26 protein-coding genes, 2 tRNA genes and 1 pseudogene are annotated in these 25142 nt (G+C 68.8%); 22 read left to right on the top strand and 7 right to left on the bottom strand.

Annotated elements, in window-relative coordinates:
- Positions 1 to 172 precede the first annotated feature (172 nt).
- The 3 genes from FG385_RS21975 to FG385_RS21985 all read left to right on the top strand — a co-directional run bounded on the left by FG385_RS21975 (position 173) and on the right by FG385_RS21985 (position 3915).
- Positions 173 to 1216, top strand: a complete 1044-nt coding sequence (locus FG385_RS21975; protein ID WP_139098654.1) for a 3-isopropylmalate dehydrogenase — start codon at positions 173 to 175, stop codon at positions 1214 to 1216.
- Between the two features lie 258 nt (positions 1217 to 1474).
- Positions 1475 to 3079 (top strand): citramalate synthase, encoded by a 1605-nt coding sequence (cimA, locus tag FG385_RS21980; protein WP_139098655.1) that lies wholly within the window; start codon positions 1475 to 1477, stop codon positions 3077 to 3079.
- 77 nt (positions 3080 to 3156) lie between these two features.
- On the top strand, positions 3157 to 3915 hold the full coding sequence (locus tag FG385_RS21985) for a fumarylacetoacetate hydrolase family protein (RefSeq protein ID WP_139098656.1): 759 nt from the start codon (positions 3157 to 3159) through the stop codon (positions 3913 to 3915).
- On the opposite strand, the gene FG385_RS21990 is transcribed toward FG385_RS21985, so the two are convergent.
- Positions 3912 to 5135 (bottom strand): FAD-dependent oxidoreductase, encoded by a 1224-nt coding sequence (locus FG385_RS21990; protein WP_139098657.1) that lies wholly within the window; start codon positions 5133 to 5135, stop codon positions 3912 to 3914. The two genes, FG385_RS21985 and FG385_RS21990, sit on opposite strands and share 4 nt — an antisense overlap.
- Positions 5136 to 5223: 88 nt before the next feature.
- On the opposite strand from FG385_RS21990, the gene gltX reads away from it, so the two are divergent.
- The 4 genes from gltX (at position 5224) to FG385_RS22010 (ending at position 7849) form a co-directional block, all read left to right on the top strand.
- A complete protein-coding gene (gltX, locus tag FG385_RS21995; RefSeq protein ID WP_139098658.1) occupies positions 5224 to 6702 on the top strand; it encodes a glutamate--tRNA ligase in 1479 nt (492 codons plus the stop codon).
- A 167-nt stretch (positions 6703 to 6869) separates the two neighbouring features.
- Positions 6870 to 7562: an HAD family hydrolase gene (locus FG385_RS22000; RefSeq protein ID WP_139098702.1), complete on the top strand. Its 693-nt coding sequence runs from the start codon at positions 6870 to 6872 to the stop codon at positions 7560 to 7562.
- Positions 7563 to 7653: 91 nt separating this feature from the next.
- Positions 7654 to 7725: transfer RNA gene (locus FG385_RS22005), tRNA-Gln, on the top strand.
- Positions 7726 to 7776: 51 nt separating this feature from the next.
- A tRNA-Glu gene (locus tag FG385_RS22010) sits at positions 7777 to 7849 on the top strand.
- A gap of 240 nt (positions 7850 to 8089) precedes the next feature.
- Here the strand turns inward: FG385_RS22010 and FG385_RS22015 are convergent.
- Complete coding sequence (locus FG385_RS22015; RefSeq protein WP_139098659.1) at positions 8090 to 8680, bottom strand: TetR/AcrR family transcriptional regulator; 591 nt, start codon at positions 8678 to 8680, stop codon at positions 8090 to 8092.
- A 90-nt stretch (positions 8681 to 8770) separates the two neighbouring features.
- Here FG385_RS22015 and FG385_RS22020 point away from each other — a divergent pair, with 90 nt between their 5' ends.
- From FG385_RS22020 to FG385_RS22035, 4 genes are read left to right on the top strand one after another with little or no spacing between them, the layout of a single operon-like run.
- Positions 8771 to 9334 (top strand): carboxymuconolactone decarboxylase family protein, encoded by a 564-nt coding sequence (locus FG385_RS22020; RefSeq protein ID WP_160148864.1) that lies wholly within the window; start codon positions 8771 to 8773, stop codon positions 9332 to 9334.
- Between the two features lie 10 nt (positions 9335 to 9344).
- Positions 9345 to 9926 (top strand): carboxymuconolactone decarboxylase family protein, encoded by a 582-nt coding sequence (locus FG385_RS22025; RefSeq protein WP_139098661.1) that lies wholly within the window; start codon positions 9345 to 9347, stop codon positions 9924 to 9926.
- A gap of 17 nt (positions 9927 to 9943) precedes the next feature.
- Complete coding sequence (locus FG385_RS22030) at positions 9944 to 11215, top strand: SMP-30/gluconolactonase/LRE family protein (RefSeq protein ID WP_200834592.1); 1272 nt, start codon at positions 9944 to 9946, stop codon at positions 11213 to 11215.
- Positions 11216 to 11221: 6 nt separating this feature from the next.
- Positions 11222 to 11428: a DUF2283 domain-containing protein gene (locus FG385_RS22035; RefSeq protein WP_139098662.1), complete on the top strand. Its 207-nt coding sequence runs from the start codon at positions 11222 to 11224 to the stop codon at positions 11426 to 11428.
- Here the strand turns inward: FG385_RS22035 and FG385_RS22040 are convergent.
- The 3 genes from FG385_RS22040 to FG385_RS22050 form a co-directional block, all read right to left on the bottom strand.
- A complete protein-coding gene (locus FG385_RS22040; protein WP_139098663.1) occupies positions 11425 to 11748 on the bottom strand; it encodes a hypothetical protein in 324 nt (107 codons plus the stop codon). The genes FG385_RS22035 and FG385_RS22040 overlap by 4 nt on opposite strands.
- Before the next feature lie 14 nt (positions 11749 to 11762).
- A complete protein-coding gene (locus tag FG385_RS22045; protein WP_139098664.1) occupies positions 11763 to 12137 on the bottom strand; it encodes a hypothetical protein in 375 nt (124 codons plus the stop codon).
- Positions 12138 to 12438: 301 nt separating this feature from the next.
- Positions 12439 to 13785, bottom strand: coding sequence for an acetamidase/formamidase family protein (locus tag FG385_RS22050; protein WP_139098665.1), 1347 nt, complete (start codon positions 13783 to 13785; stop codon positions 12439 to 12441).
- A 125-nt stretch (positions 13786 to 13910) separates the two neighbouring features.
- Between FG385_RS22050 and FG385_RS22055 the strand changes: the two genes are divergently transcribed.
- Both FG385_RS22055 and lexA read left to right on the top strand, forming a co-directional pair.
- On the top strand, positions 13911 to 14732 hold the full coding sequence (locus FG385_RS22055; RefSeq protein WP_139098666.1) for a prenyltransferase/squalene oxidase repeat-containing protein: 822 nt from the start codon (positions 13911 to 13913) through the stop codon (positions 14730 to 14732).
- A 55-nt stretch (positions 14733 to 14787) separates the two neighbouring features.
- A complete protein-coding gene (lexA, locus tag FG385_RS22060) occupies positions 14788 to 15441 on the top strand; it encodes a transcriptional repressor LexA (RefSeq protein WP_139098667.1) in 654 nt (217 codons plus the stop codon).
- Positions 15442 to 15475: 34 nt separating this feature from the next.
- On the opposite strand, the gene FG385_RS22065 is transcribed toward lexA, so the two are convergent.
- Positions 15476 to 15979 carry a type II toxin-antitoxin system PemK/MazF family toxin gene (locus FG385_RS22065; protein WP_139098668.1) on the bottom strand — a complete coding sequence of 168 codons (504 nt, stop codon included), beginning with the start codon at positions 15977 to 15979 and terminating at the stop codon, positions 15476 to 15478.
- Positions 15980 to 16148: 169 nt separating this feature from the next.
- On the opposite strand from FG385_RS22065, the pseudogene FG385_RS22070 reads away from it, so the two are divergent.
- The 9 genes and pseudogenes from FG385_RS22070 to FG385_RS22110 all read left to right on the top strand — a co-directional run bounded on the left by FG385_RS22070 (position 16149) and on the right by FG385_RS22110 (position 24619).
- Positions 16149 to 16879: pseudogene (locus FG385_RS22070) on the top strand (transposase).
- A 91-nt stretch (positions 16880 to 16970) separates the two neighbouring features.
- Positions 16971 to 17570, top strand: a complete 600-nt coding sequence (locus FG385_RS22075; protein ID WP_139098669.1) for a helix-turn-helix domain-containing protein — start codon at positions 16971 to 16973, stop codon at positions 17568 to 17570.
- Between the two features lie 121 nt (positions 17571 to 17691).
- A complete protein-coding gene (locus FG385_RS22080) occupies positions 17692 to 19791 on the top strand; it encodes a glycosyltransferase family protein (RefSeq protein WP_139098670.1) in 2100 nt (699 codons plus the stop codon).
- Positions 19792 to 19921: 130 nt separating this feature from the next.
- Positions 19922 to 20635, top strand: coding sequence for a TenA family transcriptional regulator (locus FG385_RS22085; protein WP_139098671.1), 714 nt, complete (start codon positions 19922 to 19924; stop codon positions 20633 to 20635).
- Between the two features lie 250 nt (positions 20636 to 20885).
- Positions 20886 to 21209, top strand: a complete 324-nt coding sequence (locus FG385_RS22090; RefSeq protein ID WP_139098672.1) for a Rieske (2Fe-2S) protein — start codon at positions 20886 to 20888, stop codon at positions 21207 to 21209.
- Positions 21206 to 22396 carry an NAD(P)/FAD-dependent oxidoreductase gene (locus tag FG385_RS22095; RefSeq protein ID WP_139098673.1) on the top strand — a complete coding sequence of 397 codons (1191 nt, stop codon included), beginning with the start codon at positions 21206 to 21208 and terminating at the stop codon, positions 22394 to 22396. Before FG385_RS22090 ends, FG385_RS22095 begins: the two co-directional genes overlap by 4 nt.
- On the top strand, positions 22393 to 23820 hold the full coding sequence (locus tag FG385_RS22100; RefSeq protein WP_139098674.1) for an aldehyde dehydrogenase family protein: 1428 nt from the start codon (positions 22393 to 22395) through the stop codon (positions 23818 to 23820). Before FG385_RS22095 ends, FG385_RS22100 begins: the two co-directional genes overlap by 4 nt.
- Positions 23821 to 23829: 9 nt before the next feature.
- On the top strand, positions 23830 to 24198 hold the full coding sequence (locus FG385_RS22105) for a Rieske (2Fe-2S) protein (RefSeq protein ID WP_139098675.1): 369 nt from the start codon (positions 23830 to 23832) through the stop codon (positions 24196 to 24198).
- The gene (locus tag FG385_RS22110) at positions 24185 to 24619 is read left to right on the top strand and encodes a RidA family protein (protein WP_139098676.1); all 435 of its coding nucleotides are present in this window, start codon (positions 24185 to 24187) and stop codon (positions 24617 to 24619) included. The genes FG385_RS22105 and FG385_RS22110 overlap by 14 nt, the downstream gene beginning before the upstream one ends.
- On the opposite strand, the gene FG385_RS22115 is transcribed toward FG385_RS22110, so the two are convergent.
- On the bottom strand, positions 24597 to 25046 hold the full coding sequence (locus FG385_RS22115; RefSeq protein ID WP_139098677.1) for a GlcG/HbpS family heme-binding protein: 450 nt from the start codon (positions 25044 to 25046) through the stop codon (positions 24597 to 24599). The genes FG385_RS22110 and FG385_RS22115 overlap by 23 nt on opposite strands.
- Between the last annotated feature and the right edge of the window lie 96 nt (positions 25047 to 25142).

Genomic DNA, 25142 nt, shown 5'->3' on the forward strand with positions numbered 1-25142 from the left:
GTCAGGCGCGCAGTCACCCACCCTGACGGGTGTCTCGTGGCATGGGAAATTACGGCATAAGGGTGGTGCGGCTTCGACTGAATGACGACGGGCGGTAACCTCCCCGTCGCAGTAGTTTTCGTGCGAATGGGGCTCGGCAGGCCTCACCGCACCGGTCGACGGAGGTGTCTGGATGCGACTCGCGGTGATCCCAGGAGATGGGATCGGACCCGAAGTGATCACCGAGGCGCTGAAGGTACTGGCCGAAGTCACGCCAGGCGTCGAAACCACGACCTACGACCTGGGTGCCGCGCGCTGGCATTCGACCGGGGAGCTGCTGCCCGAATCCGTGCTCGGTGAGCTGCGCCAGCACGACGCGATCCTGCTCGGCGCCGTCGGCGACCCGAGCGTACCGAGCGGCATCCTGGAGCGCGGCCTGCTGCTGCGCCTGCGGTTCGAACTCGACCACCACGTCAACCTGCGGCCGGCGCGGCTGTACCCGGGGGTTCGCGGCCCGCTCGCGGACACGTCCCAAGAGATCGACATGCTCGTCGTCCGCGAGGGGACCGAGGGCCCGTATGCGGGCAACGGCGGCCTCCTGCGCAAGGACACCGAGCACGAGATCGCGACGGAGGTCAGCGTCAACACCGCGTTCGGGATCCGCCGGGTCGTCGCCGACGCGTTCAACCGCGCCGAGGAACGCCCGCGCAAGCACCTCACGCTGGTGCACAAGACCAACGTGCTGCTGCACGCCGGCTCGCTGTGGTCGCGGATCGTCGAGGAGGTCTCGCTCGAGCACCCCGACGTCACGGTCGCGTACTCGCACGTCGACGCCGCGACCATTCACCTGGTGACCGACCCGGCGCGGTTCGACGTGATCGTCACCGACAACCTGTTCGGCGACATCATCACCGATCTCGCCGCCGCGGTGACCGGCGGTATCGGGCTGGCGGCGAGCGGGAACCTCGACATCACGCGCCGCAACCCGAGCATGTTCGAGCCGGTGCACGGCAGCGCGCCGGACATCGCCGGCCAGGGTCTCGCCGACCCGACGGCCGCAGTGCTGTCGGTCTCGCTGTTGCTGGACCACCTCGGCCACCGCGAGGCCGCGCGCCGGATCGAGGCCTCGGTGGCCTTCGACCTCGCGACCCGTGACCAGGCCAACCCGGGTTCGACGCACGCGATCGGCGACCGGCTCGCCGCGCTCGTCTCGTCGAACGCGCGGCCCGTGGCCTGAGCTTTCGTTCGCGGCCCGCTCCTCGGTTTGCCCGGGTCCCCGGCTGTCCCGCGTAGTCCGGGATCTCAGGGACTGAGCCGCGCTCCACGAGTTTGGCCGGCGGCGGACCATGTGGCATAGTGAAGTCGTGACTTCTCACGCCGTGATCATTATCGGCAGGCGCGCCGGGTAGTGTCCGCATCGGACACCGGCGCGCAAACCTCTCGCACCCTTGCGGGAGGTTTTTTCTTTGCCCTCAAGCCGTCTAAGGAGACCATCGTGACCCGCACGGAGCCCGCCGGAACCCCGCTCGGCGATGAGTTCCATCTCTACGACACGACCCTGCGCGACGGCGCGCAGCGAGAGGGGATTTCCTACTCCGTGGCCGACAAGCTCGCGGTGGCGCGGCTGCTCGACGAACTGGGCGTCGGGTTCATCGAAGGCGGCTGGCCGGGCGCGTTGCCGAAGGACACGGAGTTCTTCGCGCGGGCGGCTCGCGGGGAACTGGAACTGAAGCACGCGGCGCTCGTCGCGTTCGGGTCCACCCGGAAGGCGGGCACCACCGCGGACAAGGACGCGCAGGTCAAGGCGCTGCTCGACTCGGCGGCGCCGGTGGTCACGCTGGTCGCGAAGTCCGACCGCCGGCACATCGAACGCGCGCTGCGGGTGGACGTGGCCGAGGCGTGTGCGATGGTCTCCGACACCGTCTCGTTCCTCGTCCGCGAAGGCCGCCGGGTTTTCCTTGACGCGGAACACTTCTTCGACGGTTACGGCTACGACCCGGACACCGCGCTGCGCGTACTCGACGCCGCCGCGAGCGCGGGGGCCGACGTGGTCGTGCTGTGCGACACGAACGGCGGCCAGTTGCCGCTCGGGCTCGCTGAGACGGTGCGCGAAGTCAAGGCGCGCACCGGTTTCCGGCTCGGCATCCACTGCCAGGACGACACGTCCTGCGCGGTGGCCAACAGCGTCGCGGCGGTCCAGGCCGGCGCTACTCAGGTGCAGTGCACCGCGAACGGTTACGGGGAACGGGCCGGCAACGCCGATCTGTTCGCCGTGACGGGAAACCTGGTGGCCAAGCTCGGCATGGACGTCCTCCCGACCGGGGGAGCGGCCGAGCTGACCCGGGTCTCCCATGCCCTTGCCGAAATCGCGAACATCGCCCCCGACACCCACCAGGCTTATGTCGGGGCGTCGGCCTTCGCCCACAAGGCGGGGCTGCACGCGAGCGCGATCAAGGTGGATCCGTTGCTGTACAACCACATCGATCCATTCTCTGTCGGCAACGACATGCGGGTCCTGGTCACCGAGATGGCCGGCAGGGCCAGCCTGGAGCTCAAGGGACGTGAGCTCGGGGTGGACCTTGCCGGCCGGCCGGAGGCGCTGACCAGCGCCATCGACAAGGTGAAGCGGCTGGAGGCCGAGGGCTGGTCGTTCGAGGCCGCCGACGCTTCGCTGGAGTTGTTGCTGCGCAGGGAAGCCGGGGAGCACCTCGACGACGTACCGTTCACTTTGGAGTCCTACCGGGTCGTGCTCGACCACCGCGGTGACGGTGAGGTGATCTCGGAGGCCACCGTGAAGGTGCACGTCAAGGGGGAGCGGGTGATCGAGACCGCCGAGGGCAACGGCCCGGTGCACGCGCTGGACGCCGCGCTGCGCAAGGCACTGAGCCCGTATCTGTCCTGGTTGGACACTGTCGAGCTGGCTGACTACAAGGTCCGCATCCTCGCCGGCCATCCGGGCACGGACGCCACCACCCGCGTGCTCATCACCTCCAGCGACGGCGATCGCGAGTGGACGACGGTCGGCGTGCACCCGAACATCGTCGAGGCGAGCTGGCTCGCCCTGTGCGACGCGCTTGTGCACAAGAACCTGCGTGGCTGAGTGCCGTGAGGGGGTCCCTCACGGCATATCAGGGCATGAGGGACCCCCTCACGGCACAGCCGGTAGACTTCGGCGGCGTGCGGTTAGCTCGGATTGCTCATGCCGGTGGTGTCGCGTTCGCTTCGATCGAGGGGGACGAGGTCCTCGAGATCGCCGAACATCCTTTCGGCAACCCCAACTTCACCGGCAAACGCTGGCCGCTCGCCGACGTCCGGCTGCTCGCGCCGATCCTGCCCTCGAAGGTGGTCGCCGTCGGGCGGAACTACGCGGCGCACGCGGCCGAGTTCGGCAACGAGGTGCCGTCGTCCCCGATGACCTTCCTCAAGCCCTCGACGAGCGTGATCGGGCCGAACGCGGCCATCAAGCTGCCGGCGGAGTCCGAGCGGGTCGATTTCGAGGGCGAGCTCGCGGTCGTGATCGGCCAGCCGGTGAAGAAGGTCCCGGCCGCGCGCGCCGCGAGCGTGATCCTCGGCTACACGATCGCCAACGACGTCAGTGCGCGCGACCTGCAGAAGGCCGACGGGCAGTGGGGCCGCGCGAAGGGGTACGACACGTTCTGCCCGCTCGGCCCCTGGATCGAGACCTCGATCGACCCGTCGGACCTGGCGATCCGGACCGAACTGGACGGCGAGGTCAAGCAGGACTCGCGGACCTCCAAGCTGATCCACAAGATCCCCGAGCTGGTCGAGTTCGTCTCCGGCGTGATGACCCTGCTGCCCGGGGACGTCATCCTCACCGGCACCCCCGAGGGTGTCGGCCCGATGTCCGACGGGCAGACCGTGTCGATCACGGTCGAGGGCATCGGCACGCTCACCAACACCGCCCAGAACGCCTAAGGACGCCGGGCGAACTCCGGCGCCCGCTCCGGGAACAGGCCCACGCCGATGAGGTAGGCCGGGATCCGTTGCGCGCCGGGGATGACGCGCAGCAGGCGGGCGAGCGGCTTCGGCGGGCCGCTGCGGCGGCCTTCGATCGCCGGCCGGACGATGCCGCGGTGCATGGCGCGCTGGATCGCCTGGACCAGAACCGTCGGCAGCCGGCGGCGCCGGTGCACGCGAGCCAGGTCGCACCGGGTGACCCGGCCCCGGCGCAGCGGGCCGGCCAGCAACCGTGCGGTCGCGACGGCGTCCTGGACGGCGAGGTTGATGCCGACCCCGCCGATCGGGGACATCGCGTGCGCGGCGTCGCCGATGCACAGCACGCCATCGGCGTGCCAGCGGCGCAACAGGTTGAGCCGGACGTCGAGATGGTGGACGTCGTCCATCGACTCGAGCTTGCCGGCGCGATCGGCGAACTCCGGCAGCACGTCCGCGATCCGCGCGCGGAACGCGTCCAGGCCCTCGGCCCGCAGTTGCGCGTCGAGGCCCTTCCGGGCGAGGTACGCGATCTGGAAGTAGCCTTCGCGCGGGATCACGATCGCGAAATGGCCGTGCCGCATGCCCGGCACGAGGGTCGCCCGCTCCTGTCCTTCGCGGGGCAGCCGGAACCACCAGGTGTCCATCGGCACCGGGAACTCGCGCGGCCGCAGACCGGCGAGGGTGCGCACGACCGACCAGCGCCCGTCGCAGCCGACGGTCAGCTCCGCGGCGATCTCGCCGATCTCGCCGGCGGCGGTCCGGTAGCGCACCCCGGTGACGCGGCCCTTGTCCCAGCGCAGGCCGACGACCTCGGTGTCCATGAGCAGGTGGAAATGCGGCTCGGCGCGCCCGGCCTCGGCGAGCAGGTCGAGCAGGTCCCACTGGGGGACCATGGCGACGTACGGGTGCGGGATGTCCAGCAGCCGGAAGTCGGCGACCGTCAGGGTGGCACCGCCCTCGGTCGGGATCGCGACCTGATCCAGCCGGCTCTGGGGCAGCGCCGCGAACTTGTCGCCGAGGCCCAGTTCGTCCAGCAGCACCTGGGTGGACGGGTGCACGGTGTCGCCCCGAAAATCACGCAAGAAGTCCCCGTGCTTCTCCAGCACGGTCACGTCGACCCCGGCCCGCGCCAGGAGCAGCCCCAGCACCATCCCCGCGGGGCCGCCGCCCGCGACCAGGCAGGTCGTGCGTTCGGTCATGCTCTCCACCCCTTATTCATCGTTCGTTGAATATCTCCAGGATGGCGCTCGGATACCCGCTCGTCAAGCCGGATACGCTGGTTGGGCTATGACTGAGGTACGCGCACGCTTCTGCCCTTCGCCGACCGGTACCCCGCACGTCGGGTTGATCCGCACGGCGCTGTTCAACTGGGCCTTCGCCCGCCACAACGGCGGGAAGCTGGTGTTCCGCATCGAGGACACCGACGCCGCCCGTGACAGCGAGGAGTCCTACCAGCAGCTGCTGGAAGCGTTGCGGTGGCTCGGCATCGACTGGGACGAGGGTCCCGACGCCGGCGGCGAGTACGGCCCGTACCGCCAGAGCGAGCGCCGCGAGATTTACGCCGACATCGCGCGCCGCCTGCTCGAGGCCGGTGAGCTGTACGAGGCGTTCTCGACGAACGAGGAGGTCGAGGCGCGCCGCAAGGCCGCGGGGCAGGACCCGAAGCTCGGCTACGACAACTTCGACCGCGGCCTCACCGAGGAGCAGCGCGCCGCGTTCCGCGAAGAGGGGCGCGCGCCGGTGCTGCGGTTGCGCATGCCGGACAAGGACCTCGGCTGGCACGACCTCGTGCGCGGCCCGATCAGCTTCCCCGCCGGCAGCGTGCCCGACCCGGTGCTGGTGCGCGCGAACGGGGATCCGCTGTACACGCTGACCAACCCGGTCGACGACGCGCTGATGCGCATCACGCACGTGCTGCGTGGCGAGGATCTGCTGCCCTCGACCCCGCGGCAGCTGGCGCTCTACGACGCGCTCCGCCGGATCGGTGTCACCGATTTCACCCCTGAGTTCGGCCACCTGCCGTACGTGATGGGGGAGGGCAACAAGAAACTGTCCAAACGCGACCCTCAGTCGAACCTGTTCAACTACCGCGACCGCGGGTTCATCCGCGAGGGCCTGCTGAACTATCTGGCCCTGCTCGGCTGGTCGATCGCCGACGACCGGGACGTGTTCAGCGTGGACGAACTGGTCCAGGCCTTCGAGATCGGCAAGGTCAGCGCGAACCCGGCCCGCTTCGACGCGAAGAAGGCCGAGGCGATCAACGGCACGCATGTGCGGGCGCTGCCGGCCGAGGACTTCGTGGAGCGGGTGATCCCGTACCTGACCGCCGCCGGCGTCCTGCCCGCGCGGCCGGGCGACGGGCAACTGGCCAAACTGCGCGCGATCGCGCCGCTGGTGCAGGAGCGCGTGACGGTGCTCGGGGACGCGGCCGGGCTGGTGCGCTTCCTGTTCATCGACGAGGCGAAGTTCGCGCCCGAGGAGGACGCGGCGGCCAAGGCGCTCGGGCCGGATGCGGAGCCGGTGCTGCGGGCCGCGCTCGAAGCACTGGAGGGTTTGCCTTCGTGGGAGGCTCCGGCGATCGAACAGGCGCTCAAGGACGCGCTCGTGGAAGGCCTGGGTCTCAAGCCCCGTAAGGCTTTCGCGCCGATCCGGGTGGCTGTCACCGGTCGCACCGTATCGCCGCCGTTGTACGAGTCGATGGAGTTGCTCGGCCGCGAATCCTCACTCGTACGGATCATGCGCGCGCTGCCGGACAACGGAGAGTAGAACGGGGGGCGCGCGAATCGACGAAGGTAATCACCTTGTCGGTCGAATCGCGCAAGCGCTGTGTCCCCTAGCCTCACCTGGTGGATTTCGCGCGCCCTGGCTCCGCTGCCCCCGTCACCACCCTCGGCATCCCGGCTGACCCGTGGAGCCCCCCGAGCCTGCGGCTGGTGTGCCTGGACATCGACGACACGCTGATCGATTTCAGCGCGGCCTGCCGCGGCGCGCTCGCGATGCTGATCGGGCGGCAGGACATGTGGCCGGCGTGGGAGCGGATCACGGATCGGCACGTGGCACTGGTCGTGGCGGGCGAGGTCGACTACGCGTCGATGCATTTCAGACGCACCCAGTGTTTTCTGGGGGAGCTGGGCGTGGAGGTCGATGCCGAGGACGTGCTCCGCTTCGAGGCGAGACGCAAGGACCTGGTGCGGCGGTCGTGGCGCCTGTTCGGCGACGTGCTGCCGTGCCTGGACTGGCTCCGGGCCGCCGGCGTGCTGCTGGCAGCCGTGACCAACGCCTCAGGTGAGCACCAGCGTACGAAGCTGGCGGACCTGGGGCTCATTCGTTTCTTCGACTACATCGCCATCGCCGGCGAACTGGGCGTCGCGAAGCCGGATCCCGTGATGTTCCACTCAGTGTGCGCCAAGCTCGGCTGCGAGCCCGGCGAAGCCGCGCACGTCGGCGACAAGCTCCGGACGGACGCGGTCGGGGCGCGCGAGGCCGGCCTGGAGGGCGTCTGGCTCGACCGGCACGAGACCGGTGACGAGGTACCGGACGGCGTACATGTGATCGGCGGGCTCGACGAGCTCCCGCAGCTGCTGGTCAGCGAATTCGCCCGGGTCGGGGTGCCGGCGCAGCGGTGACGCGGGCCCCGTTGCGGGGTGCGAGCGGCGATAGTCTAGTATTTTCTCTCGGCGGAGCTGAGCCGGAACACGACCGGAACGGCGAAACCGTTGGGGTATGGTGTAATCGGCAGCACGACTGATTCTGGTTCAGTTAGTCTAGGTTCGAGTCCTGGTACCCCAGCTGCGGAGAGTAGAACTGCTCTGGTAGGTTACCTTCCGCAACCAAGAGTAAGCCCCCGTCGTCTAGCGGCCTAGGACGCCGGCCTCTCACGCCGGTAGCGTGGGTTCGAATCCCATCGGGGGTACGCGCTGGATCAAGGACGAGTGGGCCACTCCCAACCGGAGTGGCCCACTCGTTTTTGTGTCGGGATGGCGACGGAGGGTAGTTCGCTGTCGGCGGCGGCGAGTTCGGCGAACATCCATTTTGGCCGGTGACAAACGACCTGGGCACTGCCCGCCCTGGACTGTCCGATGTGGATCTGTTCGGGATCTACAACCCCAGCTGGTCGCTTGCCGCCGTCACCCGGCCTCTCGACGCGGCGGGCTCAATTCGGCCAGAGCGTTCGGACGGCGTCGGGGAATCCGGTCACCCCGCGCGGACCGAGCAGGGCCAGGTTGAACAGGAAGCCGGGCAGGATCGACAGGATCACCCGGGCCAGGACTTCCGCCGGTGCCGTGGTCCAGGCGCCGCTCCGCTGCCGCTCGCGAACGAGCCCCGCCATGTCGTGACTCATGCTGACCGTCGCGGCTTCGAGTCGTTCGGCCAGTGCCGGATCGCGCAGGGCTTCCGACCAGACCATCACCGCCATGCTGGCCAGGTGCTTGTCGCGATGTCGCTCGATGACCGCTTCCAGTAGATCCGCCATCACCGCACCGACCCCGCGCTGGCCGTCGCCGTTGGTCAGCGCCGTGCGCAGCACCTCGGTGACATCGTCCAGGTTCTGGGTGGCGACACCGACGATCATGTCTTCCTTCTTGGGGAAATAACGGTAGACGGCACCGGCCGACTTACCGGCCTCGGCGAAGACGTCCTGCATGGACGTGCGATGGAACCCGTTGCGCACGAAGCAGCGGCGGGCCGCCGCCAGGATCGCGGCGCGCTGATCGTCCTTGTACTGCTCGCTCACCCGCGGCATCTCGCCTGCTCCTTCGCCTTGACACCTGACGCGTACGAGCTTAGCGTAAAAGAAAAGCGGATGTCCGTCCTTTTTTGGAGGAGAAGGCTCATGCGATTGCCACTGCTCGGCCCGGCGGACCTGACCGCCGAGCAGCGAGCCCTGTACCGCCGCTTCGACGCGATGGTGCAGGGCGAGGAGTACGGCGGCTTCGAGGTGCGCGACCCCGATGGCGCGTTCATCGGACCGTGGGGCGTGATGATGCACTTCCCGGATCTGGCGCAGCCGCTCGGGCATTTCATCGACCTCGCCCAGCGGCTGCCCGGCCTGTCCGAGCGTGCGAGGCAGGTCGTCATCCTGACCATCGGCGCGCGCCTCAACGTGGCCTACGAGATGTACGCGCACGCCCGCCTGGCCGCGCGATCGGGATTGCGGCCGGATCAGGTGGCGACCCTGCGCGCGGGCGGGCGGCCGGCCGGTCTCACCGAGGAGGAGGCGCTCGCGGCCGACGTCGCGACAACCTTGACCGCGCCGGGCCCGCTGCCGGGACCGTTGTACGACGCCGCGGTCGGGAAGCTGGGGCAGCAGGCCTTCGACGCGATCGTGTTCGTGACCGTCCACTACCTGGCGCTCGGCACCGTCCTCAATGCGTACGACGTCGATGCGCCGGAATAAGGAGAGTTTCATGTTCGATGGCAACCCTGATCCCGCGGATTTCGGAACGTTCGGTCGTTACGCGGAAACGCCGGTAGACGAGATGACGCCGGAAATGCGGGGCGCGTACGAGTACACGGTGCGGCTGCGAGGTCTGGTGCCCGGTCCGCACAAGATCTGGCTTGCGAACCCCAAGCTGGCCAACGCCATCGTGCCGACGGGCGCGTACTTCCAGACGGACTCGTCGCTGTCGAAGGCGGAGATCGAGATCGTCACCAATGTCGTCAACGGACGCTGGCTCGCCGCGTATCCCAACTATGAGCACGAGAAGATCGGGGTGGAGCTGGGTGGTCTGGCGCCGGACCAGGTCGAGGCCCTCATCGCCGGCCTCCCGACCTCGTTCGACGATCCCCGGCAGGAACTGGTGTACGAACTCGCGTCGACCCTGGTGCGCCCGCGTGTGGTTCCCCTGGGCTTGTACCGCCGGGCCGAGCAGACGATCGGTGTGGCCGGCATCGTCGACGTCACCGTGCTGATCGGGTGGTTCACCAGCGTGTCGCTGACCCTTTCCGCCTTCGACGTGCCCGCGAACGCGGTTGGTCTCAACCAATAACCGAAACGGAGGTTGCCATGCCGATGGCCCCGGTACCGGAGGTCACCCTGACCCCGGTCGCCTATTTTCCCGAAGAGTACTTCCCGGAAAACCTCGCCGTCCGCGCCGACGGTTCGGTGCTGGTCACCGCGGTCCTGCAGCAGGAACTCTGGCTCGTGCCGAGGGCGGACTCGCTCGTGGAACCCGTTCTCGTGCACCGTTTCGACCATCCGGTCACCGGCCTTGCCGAAGTCGGACCCGATGTGTTCGTGATCAGCGTGACCGAGGGATACACCACCCACGAATCGCATCTGGTGCGGATCGACCTCAACGGATGGCGGCCGGGGGACCCGGCATCCCCGGAAACCGTGTTCTCGTTCGACGACGAGCGGGTCCGCGCACTGAACGGCAGCTGCCTGCTCGGTCCCGGCGTGCTGGCCGTCGCCGACTGTTTCGCCGGGCTGATCTGGCGGGTCGATTTGGGCGAGGGCGCGCGGAGTGCGACGGCGCGGGTCTGGCTGGCGCACGACACCATGGCCGACGATCCGGACAGCGAGGTCGCGCCGCCGCCGCAGCCCGGTGTCAACGGCGTCCGGTACAGCGCGCGGCGCGGATATCTCTACTACACCTCGACCGCGCAGCAGGTCTTCATGCGGGTACCCGTCGACCCGGACACGCTCGACCCGGCCGGTGGCGCCGAGTTCGTCGCCGCCGTCGACAACGCCGACGACTTTTGTGTCGACGCCGACGCCGGATTCGCTTACGTCACACGGCATCGCGCCAGCACCCTCGACAGGGTGCCGCTCGAGCCGCGGCACGGCAGCGAGGTTCGGCACGTCGCCGGTGACCCGTTCGACGAGGCTCTGATCGGACCGTCCAGCGCCGCGTGGGGTCGCGATCCTGGCGATCACGGCCGCGTGCTGTACGTGACGACGGACGGCGGCACGACCGCACCGCCCGGCGGAACCGTGCGCAACGCGGCGCTGCTGCGCGCCGAACTGCGGCCAGGACATCAGCGGTCGCAAGGGTACCCGCTAGTGTCGTGTGATCCTGTCCGGTTTACGTTGCCGTGTTTGCCCGTAGGGTCGGTGGGTTTGTCCGCTGCGGTGTCGAGTTGGCTGGTCCGGTCGCTGACTTTGCCCCCGGCGACAGCCGCCGGCCAACTCGATAACGCCCCGAGCCAACTCAGCGACGCCAAGGGCCAACTCGGTAGCCTGGCAAACAAACACACCCGCGCGCAAAGACAACAAGATCACGAAACGCTAGGCGGCACAATTTGTGCACGACCATTCGATCCGGAAAGCGAGTGAAGGCCCGTGAACTACCCCAGGGTACGGTGGGACAGGTCGGCCAATGCCGCGTCCATTGACCTCGGAGAATCCAGCGGCCCCAGGCGCGGGCTTCCGGTGGAGGACGGCGACGGCAATGTCGTCGCCGTCCTCCGCTTTTCCCCGGAGGGCGAACTGGTCGAGGTCGAACTGCTCGAGGCCGACGTCCAGTTGCCGAAGATATTCCGGGACTAGTTGCGCCAGACGGTCACCACGTAACCGCTTCGCTCGGCGATGACGGTAATCCGGCCGTCGGTGTACTTGTACCTGCCGTTCTTCTGCTTTCGCGCACGACTGCAATAGTTGTGCACAACCGTTTCCACGTGATCGGAGGTGATGCTGTCGTTCGCCATCTCCTCCTCGGCGTGGAGCGTGTATCCGGTAACGACACAGGATGCGCCGGCCATGATCGTCACGGTCGGCGCCGGCACGGCCGCGGTCGCGACCTGAGTCGCGCCGGCGCCGGTCACGAGCATGATCGCGATACCGGCTATGAGCCGGGCAGCGGTTCGCATGAGGGCACCCCCGCTCAGGTCTCGGTCAGGTAGGCGTCGGCGATGGAACCCGGGTGCGTCCACTTGAAGGACACCTTGGACCCACCCCAGAACCCGCAGGACTGGCGGCTTTTCTCGGTGATCTGCCCTTCGAAGACCGCCTTCACGTACGCACAGCCGCTGCCACCGTCATGCTGCACATACCCGGAGACCGTCACCTCACCGTTGCGGCAGGTGACATCCCAGTGCGCGTGCGCGCTGCCGGTACTCGGATTGAGCGTGGCGCCGCAACTGGCGAACGGTCCCACGGAATTGGTCGCTGTTCCGGCGATATTCGCGGCCGGAGAACCGTCGAGCGGCGACGCCGATGCCGACTCGGTCATCGAGACCGTGGCCAGCGCGGCGGCCATCGTTGTCAGGACAATTCCGGCACGCGAGAACAAAGCACGTGAACTCATCAAACCCCCCAGTAAGATGATCAAAAAGTCAACAGGCGATACGACGCCCTGACGTGTCTCCCCCATCGACCCGATCGATTTCCGCTCGATCGATTCCCGTTGTACCGCTCGTGGAAATTCACCTCAAGCGAGATCCGGCGACGCCACTCGAAGGGAGTAGGCCGGACAACGCGACGGCGCCGACCACTGCTACGACGAGCACCGCGAACGCGACCGACATGAGCGCCCGGCCTGGCGCGCTTCTCCTTGGCGCTCAGTCGAAATGCGACTTCTGGATCATGCCGTGCACACCCGTGGTCCGGTCGACCACCTGGGACACCTCGAAGTCCGCCGCCGCGGACAGGTAGGCGTAGGCGACGGCGCGGTCCATGCCGAGGTCGTGCTGGAGGAAATCGAGCGCGTTGACGACGGCGCGGCGCATCGCGATGTTGAGATCACTGCCCTGGCCGCCCCTCGCGGCGTCCGGATCGGACAGCCCGATGGGGATCCACACGTCGCGCGTTTCGCCGAACGGGTAGTGGAAGGCGACCGAGGGCGCGTCGCCGGAGCCCGCTTTGCACACGGTCAGGCGGAAGGTCGCGCGCATCGATCCCTCCATCGCGGTGAGCGAGACCTCACCGCTGCCCATCGCCAGATGCGGGTCGCCGGTGTAGAACAGCGCGCCCTCGGCGAAGACCGGAAGGTAGAACGTGGAACCGACGGTGAGCAGGTTGATGTCGATGTTCCCGCCGCCGAGCGTCGGCGGGATGGAGTTGAGCTCGGGATCGGTCAGGCTCGTCGCGGGCGCGAACGCGACCCCGGTCATCCCCATGAACGGGCGCAGCGGGAACCGCACGTCCTTGCCGGCGCCGCGTGGCATCGCCCCGACCGCGCCGTGCGCGCCCGATTCGACCGGCGTGAACACCGAGACGTTGCCGTACTCCGTCGGCACGCCGGTGGCTCGCCCGTCCGTCGCGATAGGCGGCATGACCTCCGCGAGCGTGATCCCCGCCGGGGCCGAGCCGTCCGGCATCCTGGCCAGCGCGCCCTTGCCGTGCCGGCTGGACACCACGCCGTAGGGCACGCGCGGCAGGAACGACAGCATCTCGATCTTCAGCACGTCGCCGGGCGCCGCACCGTCCACATAGATCGGTCCCGTGACCACGTGCGGGCCGTCGCGGTCGAAATCGCGGGGCGTATGGCTGTAGTTCGCGGCGATCGCGATGGCATCGGTGAGCACGTTGCCTGCCGGAACGCCGTGTTTCCCGAAGTATGCCACGGGATCGCGGCCCTGGTCCTCGAGGATCCCTTCGTGGGAGACGGAGTCCACGGTGACGGTTTCCCCCGAACGCATCCGCAGCACCGGTTCGGCGCCCGTGGCCGGCACGTAACCCCAGAGGACCTGATCGGGCAGCGAGGGCAGGTAGTGCTGGCCGTGGACCGGGCCCGTGCCCGGCTGCAGGATCTGCCGCGGCACCGTGACCAGCGGCGCGGCCCCGGCTGTCGCGGTCCCGCCGGCGACGGCGGCGCCACCACCGGCCACGACCGCGGCCGCGCGCAGGAAATTGCGGCGGCCCAGCCCGTCGACCAGAGTGTCACGGGCGTTCTCGGGTGCGTTCACGAATCCTCCTGTCGTCCCGCCGAAAATCTAGCCGCCGGCAGGACGTTCGCGGTCACGTGACGGCGTTCGTAACACAGATCTTTTGCTGGTGTAACAACAGGAATGCGGATCGCGAATGGGACTAGATGAACGTTTCCCGTGAACCGGACATCCAGCAGGTCCTCGCCAGGGCCGGCGAGAACGGGGGCCCGTTCTGGTCACGCGAGGACGGGAACATCCACGCGCCGGCGGGATTCTCGACCATCGACGTGCTGAACGTCCTCGGCGAATTGGGCGCCACCGTGGAGAGCCATCCCCGGCTCGCGGAGGCGATCGAGTTTGTGTTCGGCTACCAGGCGGCCGACGGTGCGTTCCGGTACTCCAGCGCGAGCAGCAAGTTCCCGTGCATGACCGGCCAGATCCTGGCGGGACTCGGGCGGCTGGGGGCGCTGGACGGCAGTCGCTGCCCGGCTGCGTTTTCCTGGCTGCTGGACAACCAGAGTGAGGACGGCGGCTGGCGTTGCGCGACGGTCAAACTCGGCAAGTCGCCCGAGACCGACGCGGCCAATCCGGGGGCGACCTTGTATGTCCTGGACGCGTTTCGTCATCGTCCCGATGCGGGCGGTGACCGGCTCGACTACGCGGTGGAGTCACTCCTTCACCACTGGGAGACCCGCGAACCGCTCGGCCCATGCGCGTTCGGGATCGGCTCGCGGTTCCTGCGTGTCGAGTACCCGTTCCTGCGCTACAACCTCTTCTACTACGTGTACGTGCTCTCGCATTACCCCTCAGCCGTGGGCGACCGCCGGTTCCAGGAGGCCGTCCGCGCGCTCGCCGCGCATGCACGGGAGGGCCAGATGATCGTCGAAGCGCCACATCGAAAATGGCTGGAGTACGACTTCGCGCGCAAGGGCCGCCCGAGCGCGCCGGCCACGGCACGATGGCGAGAGATCCAGGCCCGCGGCTAGTGGGAGGATTCGTGGGGCGCGCGCAGGGCGTGCTCGCGGACGCTACGGTTTCGGGGTGACGGCCTACGACGACTTCGAGTACCTGGACACCTCGAACCTCCCACCGCGGCAGCAGCGGATCCTGGTGACGATCCGGGACTGGGTGGTCCGGCACGGGTATCCGCCGAACACCCGCCAGATCGGGGACGCGGTCGGCCTGCGGTCCTCGTCCTCGGTGTCGAAACACCTGGCCGCACTGGAGGAGAAGGGTTTCCTCCGCCGTGGCGCCGCGATGTCCCGCCCGATCGACGTCCGGATGTTCCTCCGCTCGTCCGAACCGCGCGAATCATCGGATGATTCGGTGGCCGTGCCCGTGGTCGGGGACATCGCCGCCGGGACGCCGATCTCCGCGGAAGAGCACCTGGACGATCTGCTGAAGCTGCCCCGCGAACTGACCGGGCGCGGCACCGTTTTCGGCCTTCGCGTGCGCGGGGACTCGATGATCGACGCCGCGATCTGCGACGGGGACATCGTCGTCGTGCGGCGGCAACCCGAGGCGCATTCCGGCCAGATCGTGGCCGCGATGATCGACGACGAGGCGACCGTGAAGGTGTACCGCCGCCGCAACGGGCACGTCTGTCTCGAACCGCGCAACCCGGCGTACGAGGTCATCGACGGCGACCGTGCGGTGATCCTGGGCGTCGTCGTTTCGGTGCTGCGCAGCGTCTGACCACCGGTTCGCCCGGCTCCCCGGGGCGCCCAAGTTACTCCAGCCGCAGTTTGTGATCTTGTTGAGGTGCCACGGACCGCTGATGGTGCGGACGGGATCGGCCTTCGCCGGTGTGGGTGTCCGTTCCTTTCCCGTCTGGCTGAGTCCGCCGGCGGAGGGAATCCTTGATCTCGCTGAGCCTGGCCGCTGCGGCCGGGGTCCACTCCGCCGGTTGCTCACTGGCGCGCAGAGCGTGGTCGATCTCGCTGAGCTTGGCGGCAGACACCGCGCCTGCCCGCTCGGTCAGGTCTTTCCGGCTCAAGGTGGTCAGCCAGGTACACGGGGTGACGCCCGGCCATGGGAACCCGAACCGCAGCACGCCGTCAAAGGGCAGTCCTTCCTGGGCGCCGACTGCGACTTCGATTCCCAGGCCGGAGATGTCGGTATGGGCTGGGGCGACCACCTGCATCGCCCGGAACCCGGATGGATCTTCTTCGGAGAGCAGCACGACAGGCCGGCGCTCATCGAAGTCGGCCCACCAGACCTCGCCTCGTCGCATGTGTCCTCCTGGTACTGCGGCCGTAGAGCATGATCTTGGGCTTGCCGGTGCTGGAGACGGGGCGGCCACCGGCTGCTCATCCCGGTTTGTGACGACACGTGAAGACCATCTGGTGGCCGCTGGCCCCAGCGTAGACACCGGCCGCTGGCTGGGCGTACTTGACGAGCTGATGACCCGGATCGGAGGGCGTTTCCGCCGGGTGGAGCCGCGGCGGCGGGCTCGGGCGTTCGTGCTGGGCCTGCTGGCGGAGTTGCCGCGCAAGAACTGCTGGACGATCGCCGTGCACGGGCACACGCTGATAGACCGGGAGCTGCGCCTGCCGAAGTCGCGGACCGCAGATGACGGCCGCTGCGCGGCGGCCGGGATCCTCGCGGACGTGAAGTTGGCGACCAGGCCGCAGCTCGCCTGGCAGATGATCGAGCGAGCCGTGGCCGCGACGGAGCCGTTCGCCTGGGTAGCAGGCGACGAGGTCTACGGCGGTAACGGGCCGTTGCGCACCTGGCTGGAGACCCGGCGCATCGCCTACGTGCTCGCGGTCGCCTGCGACCAACGGGTACCTGCCAGGCCGGGCGCACCCCCCGCGCCGATCAGCTGGCTGCCCGGCTGCCCCGCCGGGCCTGGCAGCGGTGGACCTCCTGGTACCGGTGGGTCACACTCGCCATGCTCGCCGCTGCGCCTCTCACCATCGCCGCCGCCCTCGAGCACACGCACGGGTCCTGCCCGGCAGACCAGATCCCGCTGACCCACAACGAGATCGCGCATCTCCTCGCCGGCCTGACCATCCAGCCCGCGCACGACACCTCGCACCCGATGCGCTGGTCACGCTGTCGACGCCGCCACCAGCACCGCGCCCGGACCTGCCACTACCAGCGGCAAACAGCCGAAGACCGGGAAACATAACGATCTACGGCTGGAGTACTGGTCACCAAAGGTGTGAACGCCCACCGGATTTGGCACGAGGCTTTGCGATTGCCGCAAGAAGGCGCTTAGCATGGCCACTGTGCCCCCGGTCGATCTGTCCGAAGTCGTTCGCCGGCGCATTCGCGGGCTGCGGCAGGCGCGCGGATGGAGCCTCGACTCGCTGGCCGCTCGATGCCACCTCAGCCCGTCCACGCTGAGCCGGCTGGAGACGGGTAACCGGCGTATCGACCTCGACCAGCTCGTCGCGCTCGCCCAGGCGCTGGGTACCACGATCGATCACCTGGTCGAACCGGTCGACGACGCCGACGTGATCATCCGGCCGGTGCGGCATCAGGAGGCCGGCCTGACCACGTGGGTGCTTTCGCGCGACGCGGCCCGGCAGGGCGGCCGCCTGGTCGCCAAGATGCGGATCACGCCCGAACGGCGCACCGGGCCCGGGCATCTGGCCGTGCACCCCGGCTGGGAATGGTTCACCGTGCTCGACGGCACCGCGGTGCTCCATCTCGGCGAGCGGCGGATGACGGTCGGCACGGGCGAGGCCGCGGAATTCTCCACCATGATCCCGCATTCCGTCGGCGCACTCGGCGGGCCGGTCGAGATCCTCACCATGTTCGATCAGGACGGGGAGCGGGCGCACGCCGGCTCGGCCGGTGAGACATCCGGCAGCTAGCGCCCGGAAGTCACCCGCACTTCAAATCCCGGTAAAGGCCTTCCCCTGCCGATCGCTAAAGTGAGCGCGCCGTGCCACGTGATCGATTGGTGCGGTTTCTCTGGGAGGAAGGAATCGTGGCGTGGCGCAGCTTGTGGATGTTTCACCGGACGGGTTGGGTGTGGCCGAACCGTCCGTGGCAAGGCGAAGATGGTCGCGGTGGAACGCGGCGTGGTGGGTCGGCGCGCTCGCGTTCGTCGCCGGGTTGGCCTTCGTCATCGGATCGGTGATCTGGAACAGCGGGAAGCTGTTCGCGCCGCTTGACGACGTGTATATCCACCTGCAGTACGGCCGTCAGCTCGGTTCTGGGTATTTCTTCCAGTTCAACACCGGTGACGAAATCAGTGCCGGGGCCAGCAGCATGCTGTACTCGTTCATTCTCGGCGCCGCGTATGCGGCGGGCGCGCACGGTGGGTTTTTCCTCGCCTTCGCCGTCGCGTTCAACGTCGGCTGCTTCGCCGTCAGCGCGGCGCTGACCTGCTTGTTGGGCGCTCGCCTGGTCAACCGGACGGTGGGGGTGTGGGCGGGGGTGCTCGTCGCGCTGAGCGGTCCGCTGCTGTGGGGAGCGGCCAGCGGGATGGAGGTCGGGCTGGTCATGCTGCTGGTGACCGGCCTGCTGTACACGTTCGTCCGGGAGCAGGTCGCCGCCCGGTTTCGCGGCACGCCGGTCGTGGCCGCGTTGCTCGCGCTCGTCCGCCCGGAGGGCCTGATCTTCGCGGCCGCGATCACGTGCGCCGTGCTGTGGACACTGTGGACGCGGCGCCGCCGCACGATGCTCGGCTGGGCGCTGTGGAGCCTGTTGCCGCTGGCGGTCGGGGCCGGGCAACTGCTGTTCTACCGCTTGGCTACCGGTACCACGTCGGCGAACGGGGTCCAGGCCAAGTCGATGTTGTATGACGCGCCCGTGTTCTATCTGGGCGAGTTCGCCGACCGGCTGACCGCGACCCTGCGGTCGCTGGCGGGCACGTTCCTCGGGTACACCAGCCAGGACTTCGCCTTCCCGGGCGCGTTGCTGATCGCCGGTGTCGGCGCGGCGTACCTGCTACTGGAGCGGTCCCGTCGCCCGCTGGTGATCGCGGTGCTCGCCGGGCTGGGCGCGGCGGTGCTGTCGCTGTCGACGCTGGATACCGCGCTGTATCACGAGTTGCGGTACTACCAGCCGTTCGTGCCGGTGTTCCTGCTGCTGGTGGTGTCCGGGATCTACGGGCTGGCCCGGATGCTGTCGCAGCCGCGTGCCCGCCGTTTCGCGCTGCACGGTGGTCTCGCCGTCGCGCTGGCGTTCTCGCTCATCGCGGTGCCGATGTGGGGGGTGCGGTACGCGCGGGCGGCCGCCGGGATCCGCGAGACCGACGTGTCGTACGCGGTGTGGATGAAGGACAACCTCCCGGCCGGGGCCACGGTCGCGGTCAAGGACGTCGGCGCGGTCGCGTACTTCAGCGGGCACCGGATCGTGGACCTGCTGGGCCTGGGCACGAACGGGCTCGCCGAACCGGTCAACAACGGGATCGGTTCGCTCTACGAGGCGGTGCGGCACCTGCCCGCCCGCCCCGGCTACTTCGCGACCTACGACACCGGGCCCGGGCCGACGATGGCGCCGCTGCGGGACGTCGGCGTCCTCGAACAGCCCGCGGTCGCGACGTTCGAGGTCGTGACCCCGCCCGACCTGCGCGGTATCGTCTCCGTTCCGTTCAAGGAGTTCACCGTCGCGCGCGCCGACTGGAGCCTCGCCGACAACGCCGACAAGCTGTCCGGTGACGTGCGGGACTACCTCAACGTCGCCTACCTCGACGCGGAGAAGGCGCACGGCTACCAGTACCTGCCTGCCCAGACCGCTATCCAGCCATGGACGCTCCTCGCCCGCGAAGACGACGTGATCGACAGCGGGCGCGCCATCATCGGCGGTGAGGCGTTCACGATGAGCGGCCTGACCCCCGGCCACGACGCCATCCTCACCGCACGGACCGCGATGCACGGCGACGCCGGCATGCGCGTGCTGGTCAACGGCAGCCTGGTGGGCACCTGGACCCGTGAAGACACCGAAGGCCCTTGGGACTACTCCACGTTCACGATTCCCGGTTCGGTGATCACCGATTCGGCGGTCCACATCGAACTGCGGCAGCTACAGCCGCCGCTCGGCCCGTACCCCGACTACACCTCCTTCGGGTACTGGATCACGCAATAGCCACCGCGCTCGGCCATGCTGCACAGGAATCAGCGGGCAAGCCTGTGCAGCATGACCGTGGGGTCGGGGCCCGGGTGCTCAATACCGTGAGATCCGTCAGTCGTGATTCACGCACCCGGAAGGTGGGCACATGACGGAACTTCTTTCCCGGGAGGACTTCCGCGCCGAACTGGAGGAAGCGATCAAGGGCCGCGAGGCCAAGAACGCCTCGTTCAGCAAGGCCTGGGCCGAAGGCAAGCTGCAGCGGAACCACTTCGCACGCTGGGCCGAGAACCACTACCACTACGTCGGCCCGTTCGCCGACTACCTCGGCTACATCTACGGCAACACGCCGGACACGTGCACCGACGCCAAGGACTTCCTGCTGCAGAACATGTACGAGGAGGAACTGGCCGACATCCGCCACACGGATCTGCTGATCCGCTTCGCCGAGGCATGCGGCACGACGCGCGAGCGGATCGAGGACCCGGCGAACATGAACGCGGTCACCCGCGGACTGCAGGCCTGGTGCTACACCACGGCGATGCGCGAGCATTTCGCGGTCGCGACCGCGGCGCTCGTGGTGGGCCTGGAGTCGCAGGTGCCGAGCATCTACAAGAAGCAGATCGTGCCGCTGCGGGAGAGCTACGGTTTCACCGAGGACGAGATCGAGTTCTTCGACCTGCACATCACCTCCGACGAGGTGCACGGCGAGCGCGGCTACCAGATCGTGCTCGACCACGCCAACACCGTCGAGTTGCAGCAGCGCAGCCTCCAGTTCGTCCGCTGGGGCGCGGAAATGCGCTTCTCCTACACGAAAGCGCTCTACGACACCTACGTCGCCGAGGACCTGGTCGCGGCCTGAAAGAAGATGCTGGAGGCGGCTTGCGTGGCGGTGCCGGTAGCGGAACCTGAGGCGGCCCCTCACTCCGGGATCTCGAACTCATGAATGCCGATTCACCACGTTCGAGCTGTCCTCGCGAGGAACCACCTCAGAACCCGCGGCGGCGCAAGTTGACAGCGTGGTGAAAGCGGCTCCGGCGCTCGACAAGCAGCACACACTCACGCTGGGCGGGTCGCTTCGGGGCGGCCCGCCCCTCTCATAGGAGTACGCGATGTGGGTCTATGCGGCCGAACTGGCCGAACTGGCGCGGCGCAAGAAGAAACGGGTCACCATCGGCGAGGACGCGGTCGCGCTCTTCCTCGTCGACGGCGAGGTCTACGCGCTGGCCGACGTCTGCGTCCACAAGGGACGGTCACTCAGCCGCGGCACCCTGTGGCGGGCCAGCGTGATCTGCCCCGGGCACCAGTGGGCGTTCGACCCGGAGACCGGCCGGGCCGAGGATCAGGACGCCTGCCAGCCGACCTACGCCGTCGAGGTCCGCGACGGGAAGGTCTTCGTCGATCCTGTCCAGCGCGTCACGAGCGAGGCGACATGATCACCGCGATCGCCGTGGTCGGCGCCGGGCAGGTCGCCGCCGTCGCGGCGCGTACCCTGCGCCGGCGCGGGTTCGACGGCCGGATCGACATCATCGGCGACGAACCGCACCGGCCCTACCAGCGCCCGCCGCTGACCAAGGAGTACCTGACCGGCGGTGACGAGGACGGGCTGTTCCTGCTCCCCGAACACTGGTGCGAGCGCAACGACGTCCACCTCAGGCTGGGCAGCCCCGTGGCCGCGGTCCGTCCCGGCCGCGTCGAACTGGCCGGCGGCGAGGAGGTCGCCGCCGACCGTGTGCTCATCGCGACGGGCGGAGCCCCGCGCCGCCTGCCGGGCGTGACCGGCGAGCGCATCCACTACCTGCGCACTCTCGACGACAGCGAACGCCTCCGCCCGCTGTTGCGCCCCGGCGCCCGGATTCTCGTGATCGGCGGGGGATTCCTCGGTTCCGAGGTCGCCGCGGCCGCGCGCGCGAAGGGCGCCGAGGCCGTGCTCATCGAAGCGCTCAACGCTCCGCTGGCGCGGGTCGTCGGCGCGGACATCGGCGCGGTCTGCGCCGAACTGTACCGATCCGAGGGGGTCGAGGTGCATCTCGGCGAACAGGTCGAATCCATCGATGACGCAGCGGACGGTGTCGTCGTCACGACCGCCACGCACCGGTTCGAAGGCGACGCGGTCGTCGTCGGTATCGGGATGGTGGCGAACACCGGCGTCGCCGAACGCTCGGGAATCGCCGTGGACAACGGGATCCTGGTCGACGAATACTGCCGCACGAGCATGCCGGACGTGTTCGCCGCCGGGGACGTCGCCAACCACTTCCACCCGGCCTACGGGCACCGCGTCCGCGTCGAACATTTCGACAACGCCTCCAAACAGGCCGCCGCGGCGGCGAACGCCATGCTCGGGCGCGGCCGCGCCTACGACGAACCGCACTGGTGCTGGTCCGACCAGTACGACCACACGCTGCACTACACCGGGCACGCCGCCAGCTGGGACGAGGTGGTCGTGCGGGGCAGTACCGCCGACCACGACTTCGTCGCCTTCTTCCTGCGGGACGGCGTGCTGCGTGCGGCGTTCGGCATCGACCGTGGCGGCGAGATCACCGCCGCGCGGCAGTTGATCGGGCGGCGGGTGCCGGTGCATGTGCTCAAGGACGAGGACGTCGATCTCGAGGAGCAGCTATGAAAGGCAACTTCATCGGCGGCGAATGGGGCGGTTCCGGCGCCTGGTTCGAACGCGTCAACCCCGCCGACCCGCGCGAGATCGTTTCGCGCGCCCCACAGTCCACTTCGGACGAGGTCGCGACCGCCGTCGGCGCCGTCGCGGCCGGTTACCCGGAATGGTCGGACAAGGGTCCCGAGTTCCGGGCGCGAGTGCTGGAAAAGGCGGCCGCGGTCCTGGAATCCGATCCCGACGGGCTGGCCAGGGAACTGGTCCGCGAAGAGGGCAAGACCCTCGCCGAGGCGCGGAACGAGGTCAACCGGACCCCGCAGAACCTGCGGTTCTACGCGGGCGAGGCACTGCGGCTCGCCGGCGAAACCTACCCGACCGGAGACGGCAGTCTCGTCTACACCTCGCGCGAACCTGTCGGCGTGGTGGCGGCGATCACACCGTGGAACTTCCCGCTCAACCTGCCGTCCCGCAAGCTCGGCCCCGCGCTCGCGGCCGGAAACGGCGTCGTGTTCAAACCGAGCGAGGTCACCCCGCTGATGGGTCAGCGCATGGTGGAAGCCCTGCTGGAAGCGGGACTTCCGGCCGGAGCGATCGCGCTCGTGCACGGTGACGGCTCGGTCGGCGCCGCGCTGGTCGCCGACGAACGGGTCGGGGCGGTGACGTTCACCGGATCCACGGCCGTCGGCGAGAAGATCCACGCCTCGGTCGGCGCGAGCCGCCGCTGCCAGCTGGAGATGGGCGGCAAGAATCCCGTGGTGGTCCTCGAAGACGCAGATCTGGACCGCGCCTGCGACATCATCGTGCGGGGCGCCTTCAGTCTCTCGGGCCAGGCGTGCACGGGTACCAGTCGCGTCATCGTGCACGACGCGGTGCACGACGCGCTGCTGGACCGGGTGCTCACGCGGGTCAAGGACTGGCGCATCGGCAACGGGCTCACCGACGGCGTCCGGATGGGACCGCTGGCGACCGAGGCTCAGTGGCGCAAAACCCGCCAGTACCTCGAAATCGGTGAGGCGGACGGCGCGAAGTTGCGCACCGGCCAGGAACCCTTGCCGGACAGCGAGTTCGGCTTCTTCGCCCGGCCCGCGGTGTTCACCGGCGTCGATCGCGAGTCCCGGCTGGCGCGGGAGGAGGTGTTCGGCCCGGTGCTGGGCTTCCTGCGCGCCGGCTCCTTCGAGGAGGCGGTCGAGGTCGCGAACGACACCGACTACGGGCTCTCGGCCGGGATCGTGACGAGGGACATCGCCAGGGCGCTGGCGTTCTCCCGGCAGGTCCACAGTGGACTGATCAAGGTCAACCAGCCGACGTCGGGAATGGCCGGGAACGCGCCCTTCGGTGGTGTGAAGCGCTCCAGCACGCAGACCTTCAAGGAACAGGCGGGGGAGACGATGATGCGCTTCTACACCGTCGACAAGACCGTCTATCTCACCCCATAGGAGAATCCCGTGGAATACCATCGTGTCGCCAGATCGGGCCAGGTGCCCGACGGCTACGTCCGCCGGTTCTACGCCGGTGAGCTGGAAATAGCTCTCGCGCGGTTGCGCGGCACCGTCTACGCGACGTCGAACTACTGCACGCACCTGGACTGCCTGCTCTCGTCCGGAAAGCTCGTCGACGAGGGCATCGGCTGCTCGTGTCACGGCAGCGTGTTCGACCTGGAGACGGGGGATCCGGTGGCCCCGCCGGCCACCGAGCCGATCGCCACGTACCCGGTCCGTGAAGAGGACGGCGAGATCTTCGTCGGCATCACCGGAGAGGACGTCAAGGCCGGTGGCCCTCGGCGCAGGAAGCCGTTGCAGCATGAAACCCGCTGAGCCCGCGACCGTTCCGCCGCAAGGCGACTACGTCCCGGCGATCATCCACAACGGACTCGCGTTCAGCGCCGGGATGACACCGCGGGTCGGCGGGCGGCTCGCGGTCCGCGGTGTGATCGGAGCGGACCTCGGCGAAGAGGAGGCGCGCCGGGCCGCGGGGATGGCCGCCTCCAACGCCCTGCGTGCGATCGCTGAGGCCGCCGGGGGCCTCGACGCGATCGAACGGTGCCTGCGGATGACGGTGTACCTGGCGTGCGTGCCCGGGTTCACGGCGCATTCGCGGGTCGCCGACGGCGCCTCGGTCGCCCTGCGGGCTTGGCTGGGCGACCGGGGGCAGGCGGTCCGCAGCGCCATCGGCGTGCGGTCCCTGCCCTCGGGCGCCCCGGTCGAGGTGGAGCTCACCGCCGCAGTGCGAGAGTGAGCTCCTCGAACGCCTGGAGCGCGGCGGCACCGACGGCCTTGTCCTGGTCGCCGTTGCCCCCGCTCACCCCGACCGCGCCGACGATCTGGCCGTCGAACTCGATCGGGAAACCCCCGACGAAGATCGCGAACTTGCCGGGCAGCATATGGCTGATCCCGAACGCCTCGTTGCCCGGCAGCGCGGGCCCGTTGGGTGGTTCGTTGAACTTGTGCGTCGCCCGCTCGTGCCCGGCCGCGGTGAACGCCTTGGCCATCGCGATCTCGACCCCGGTCAGGCGGGAGCCGGGCAGCCGGTGCAGGGCGAGCACGTGGCCGCCGTCATCACACACGCAGATCGTCTGCTTCACGCCGAGTTCCTCCGCCTTCGCGCGGGCGGCCGCGAGCATGGGCAGCGCGTCGTCGAGCGTGATCCGGTAGACCTGATGCACGGTATGCCTCCTTCGTAGAAACCGGCGTCTCGGTAACGAATCTGCCTTCCGGGGCCCGCGAGCGGCTACGGTCACCTTGTCCCAGGAACCCCCGGG

This window comes from Amycolatopsis alkalitolerans, from assembly GCF_006152065.1.
Taxonomy (GTDB): domain Bacteria; phylum Actinomycetota; class Actinomycetes; order Mycobacteriales; family Pseudonocardiaceae; genus Amycolatopsis_E; species Amycolatopsis_E alkalitolerans.

Bases quoted from the DNA above. Each gene is read 5' to 3' on its own strand.
- FG385_RS22015 (WP_139098659.1), bottom strand. From the start codon at position 8,680: ATGCCGCGGGTGAGCGAGCAGTACAAGGACGATCAGCGCGCCGCGATC.
- FG385_RS22100 (WP_139098674.1), top strand. From the start codon at position 22,393: ATGAAAGGCAACTTCATCGGCGGCGAATGGGGCGGTTCCGGCGCCTGG.
- FG385_RS22095 (WP_139098673.1), top strand. From the start codon at position 21,206: ATGATCACCGCGATCGCCGTGGTCGGCGCCGGGCAGGTCGCCGCCGTC.
- FG385_RS22090 (WP_139098672.1), top strand. From the start codon at position 20,886: ATGTGGGTCTATGCGGCCGAACTGGCCGAACTGGCGCGGCGCAAGAAG.
- FG385_RS22030 (WP_200834592.1), top strand. From the start codon at position 9,944: ATGCCGATGGCCCCGGTACCGGAGGTCACCCTGACCCCGGTCGCCTAT.
- FG385_RS21975 (WP_139098654.1), top strand. From the start codon at position 173: ATGCGACTCGCGGTGATCCCAGGAGATGGGATCGGACCCGAAGTGATC.
- FG385_RS22020 (WP_160148864.1), top strand. From the start codon at position 8,771: ATGCGATTGCCACTGCTCGGCCCGGCGGACCTGACCGCCGAGCAGCGA.
- FG385_RS22110 (WP_139098676.1), top strand. From the start codon at position 24,185: ATGAAACCCGCTGAGCCCGCGACCGTTCCGCCGCAAGGCGACTACGTC.
- FG385_RS22085 (WP_139098671.1), top strand. From the start codon at position 19,922: ATGACGGAACTTCTTTCCCGGGAGGACTTCCGCGCCGAACTGGAGGAA.
- FG385_RS22025 (WP_139098661.1), top strand. From the start codon at position 9,345: ATGTTCGATGGCAACCCTGATCCCGCGGATTTCGGAACGTTCGGTCGT.
- FG385_RS22055 (WP_139098666.1), top strand. From the start codon at position 13,911: ATGAACGTTTCCCGTGAACCGGACATCCAGCAGGTCCTCGCCAGGGCC.
- gltX (WP_139098658.1), top strand. From the start codon at position 5,224: ATGACTGAGGTACGCGCACGCTTCTGCCCTTCGCCGACCGGTACCCCG.
- FG385_RS22065 (WP_139098668.1), bottom strand. From the start codon at position 15,979: ATGCGACGAGGCGAGGTCTGGTGGGCCGACTTCGATGAGCGCCGGCCT.
- FG385_RS21990 (WP_139098657.1), bottom strand. From the start codon at position 5,135: ATGACCGAACGCACGACCTGCCTGGTCGCGGGCGGCGGCCCCGCGGGG.
- FG385_RS22075 (WP_139098669.1), top strand. From the start codon at position 16,971: ATGGCCACTGTGCCCCCGGTCGATCTGTCCGAAGTCGTTCGCCGGCGC.
- FG385_RS22045 (WP_139098664.1), bottom strand. From the start codon at position 12,137: ATGGCCGCCGCGCTGGCCACGGTCTCGATGACCGAGTCGGCATCGGCG.
- FG385_RS22040 (WP_139098663.1), bottom strand. From the start codon at position 11,748: ATGCGAACCGCTGCCCGGCTCATAGCCGGTATCGCGATCATGCTCGTG.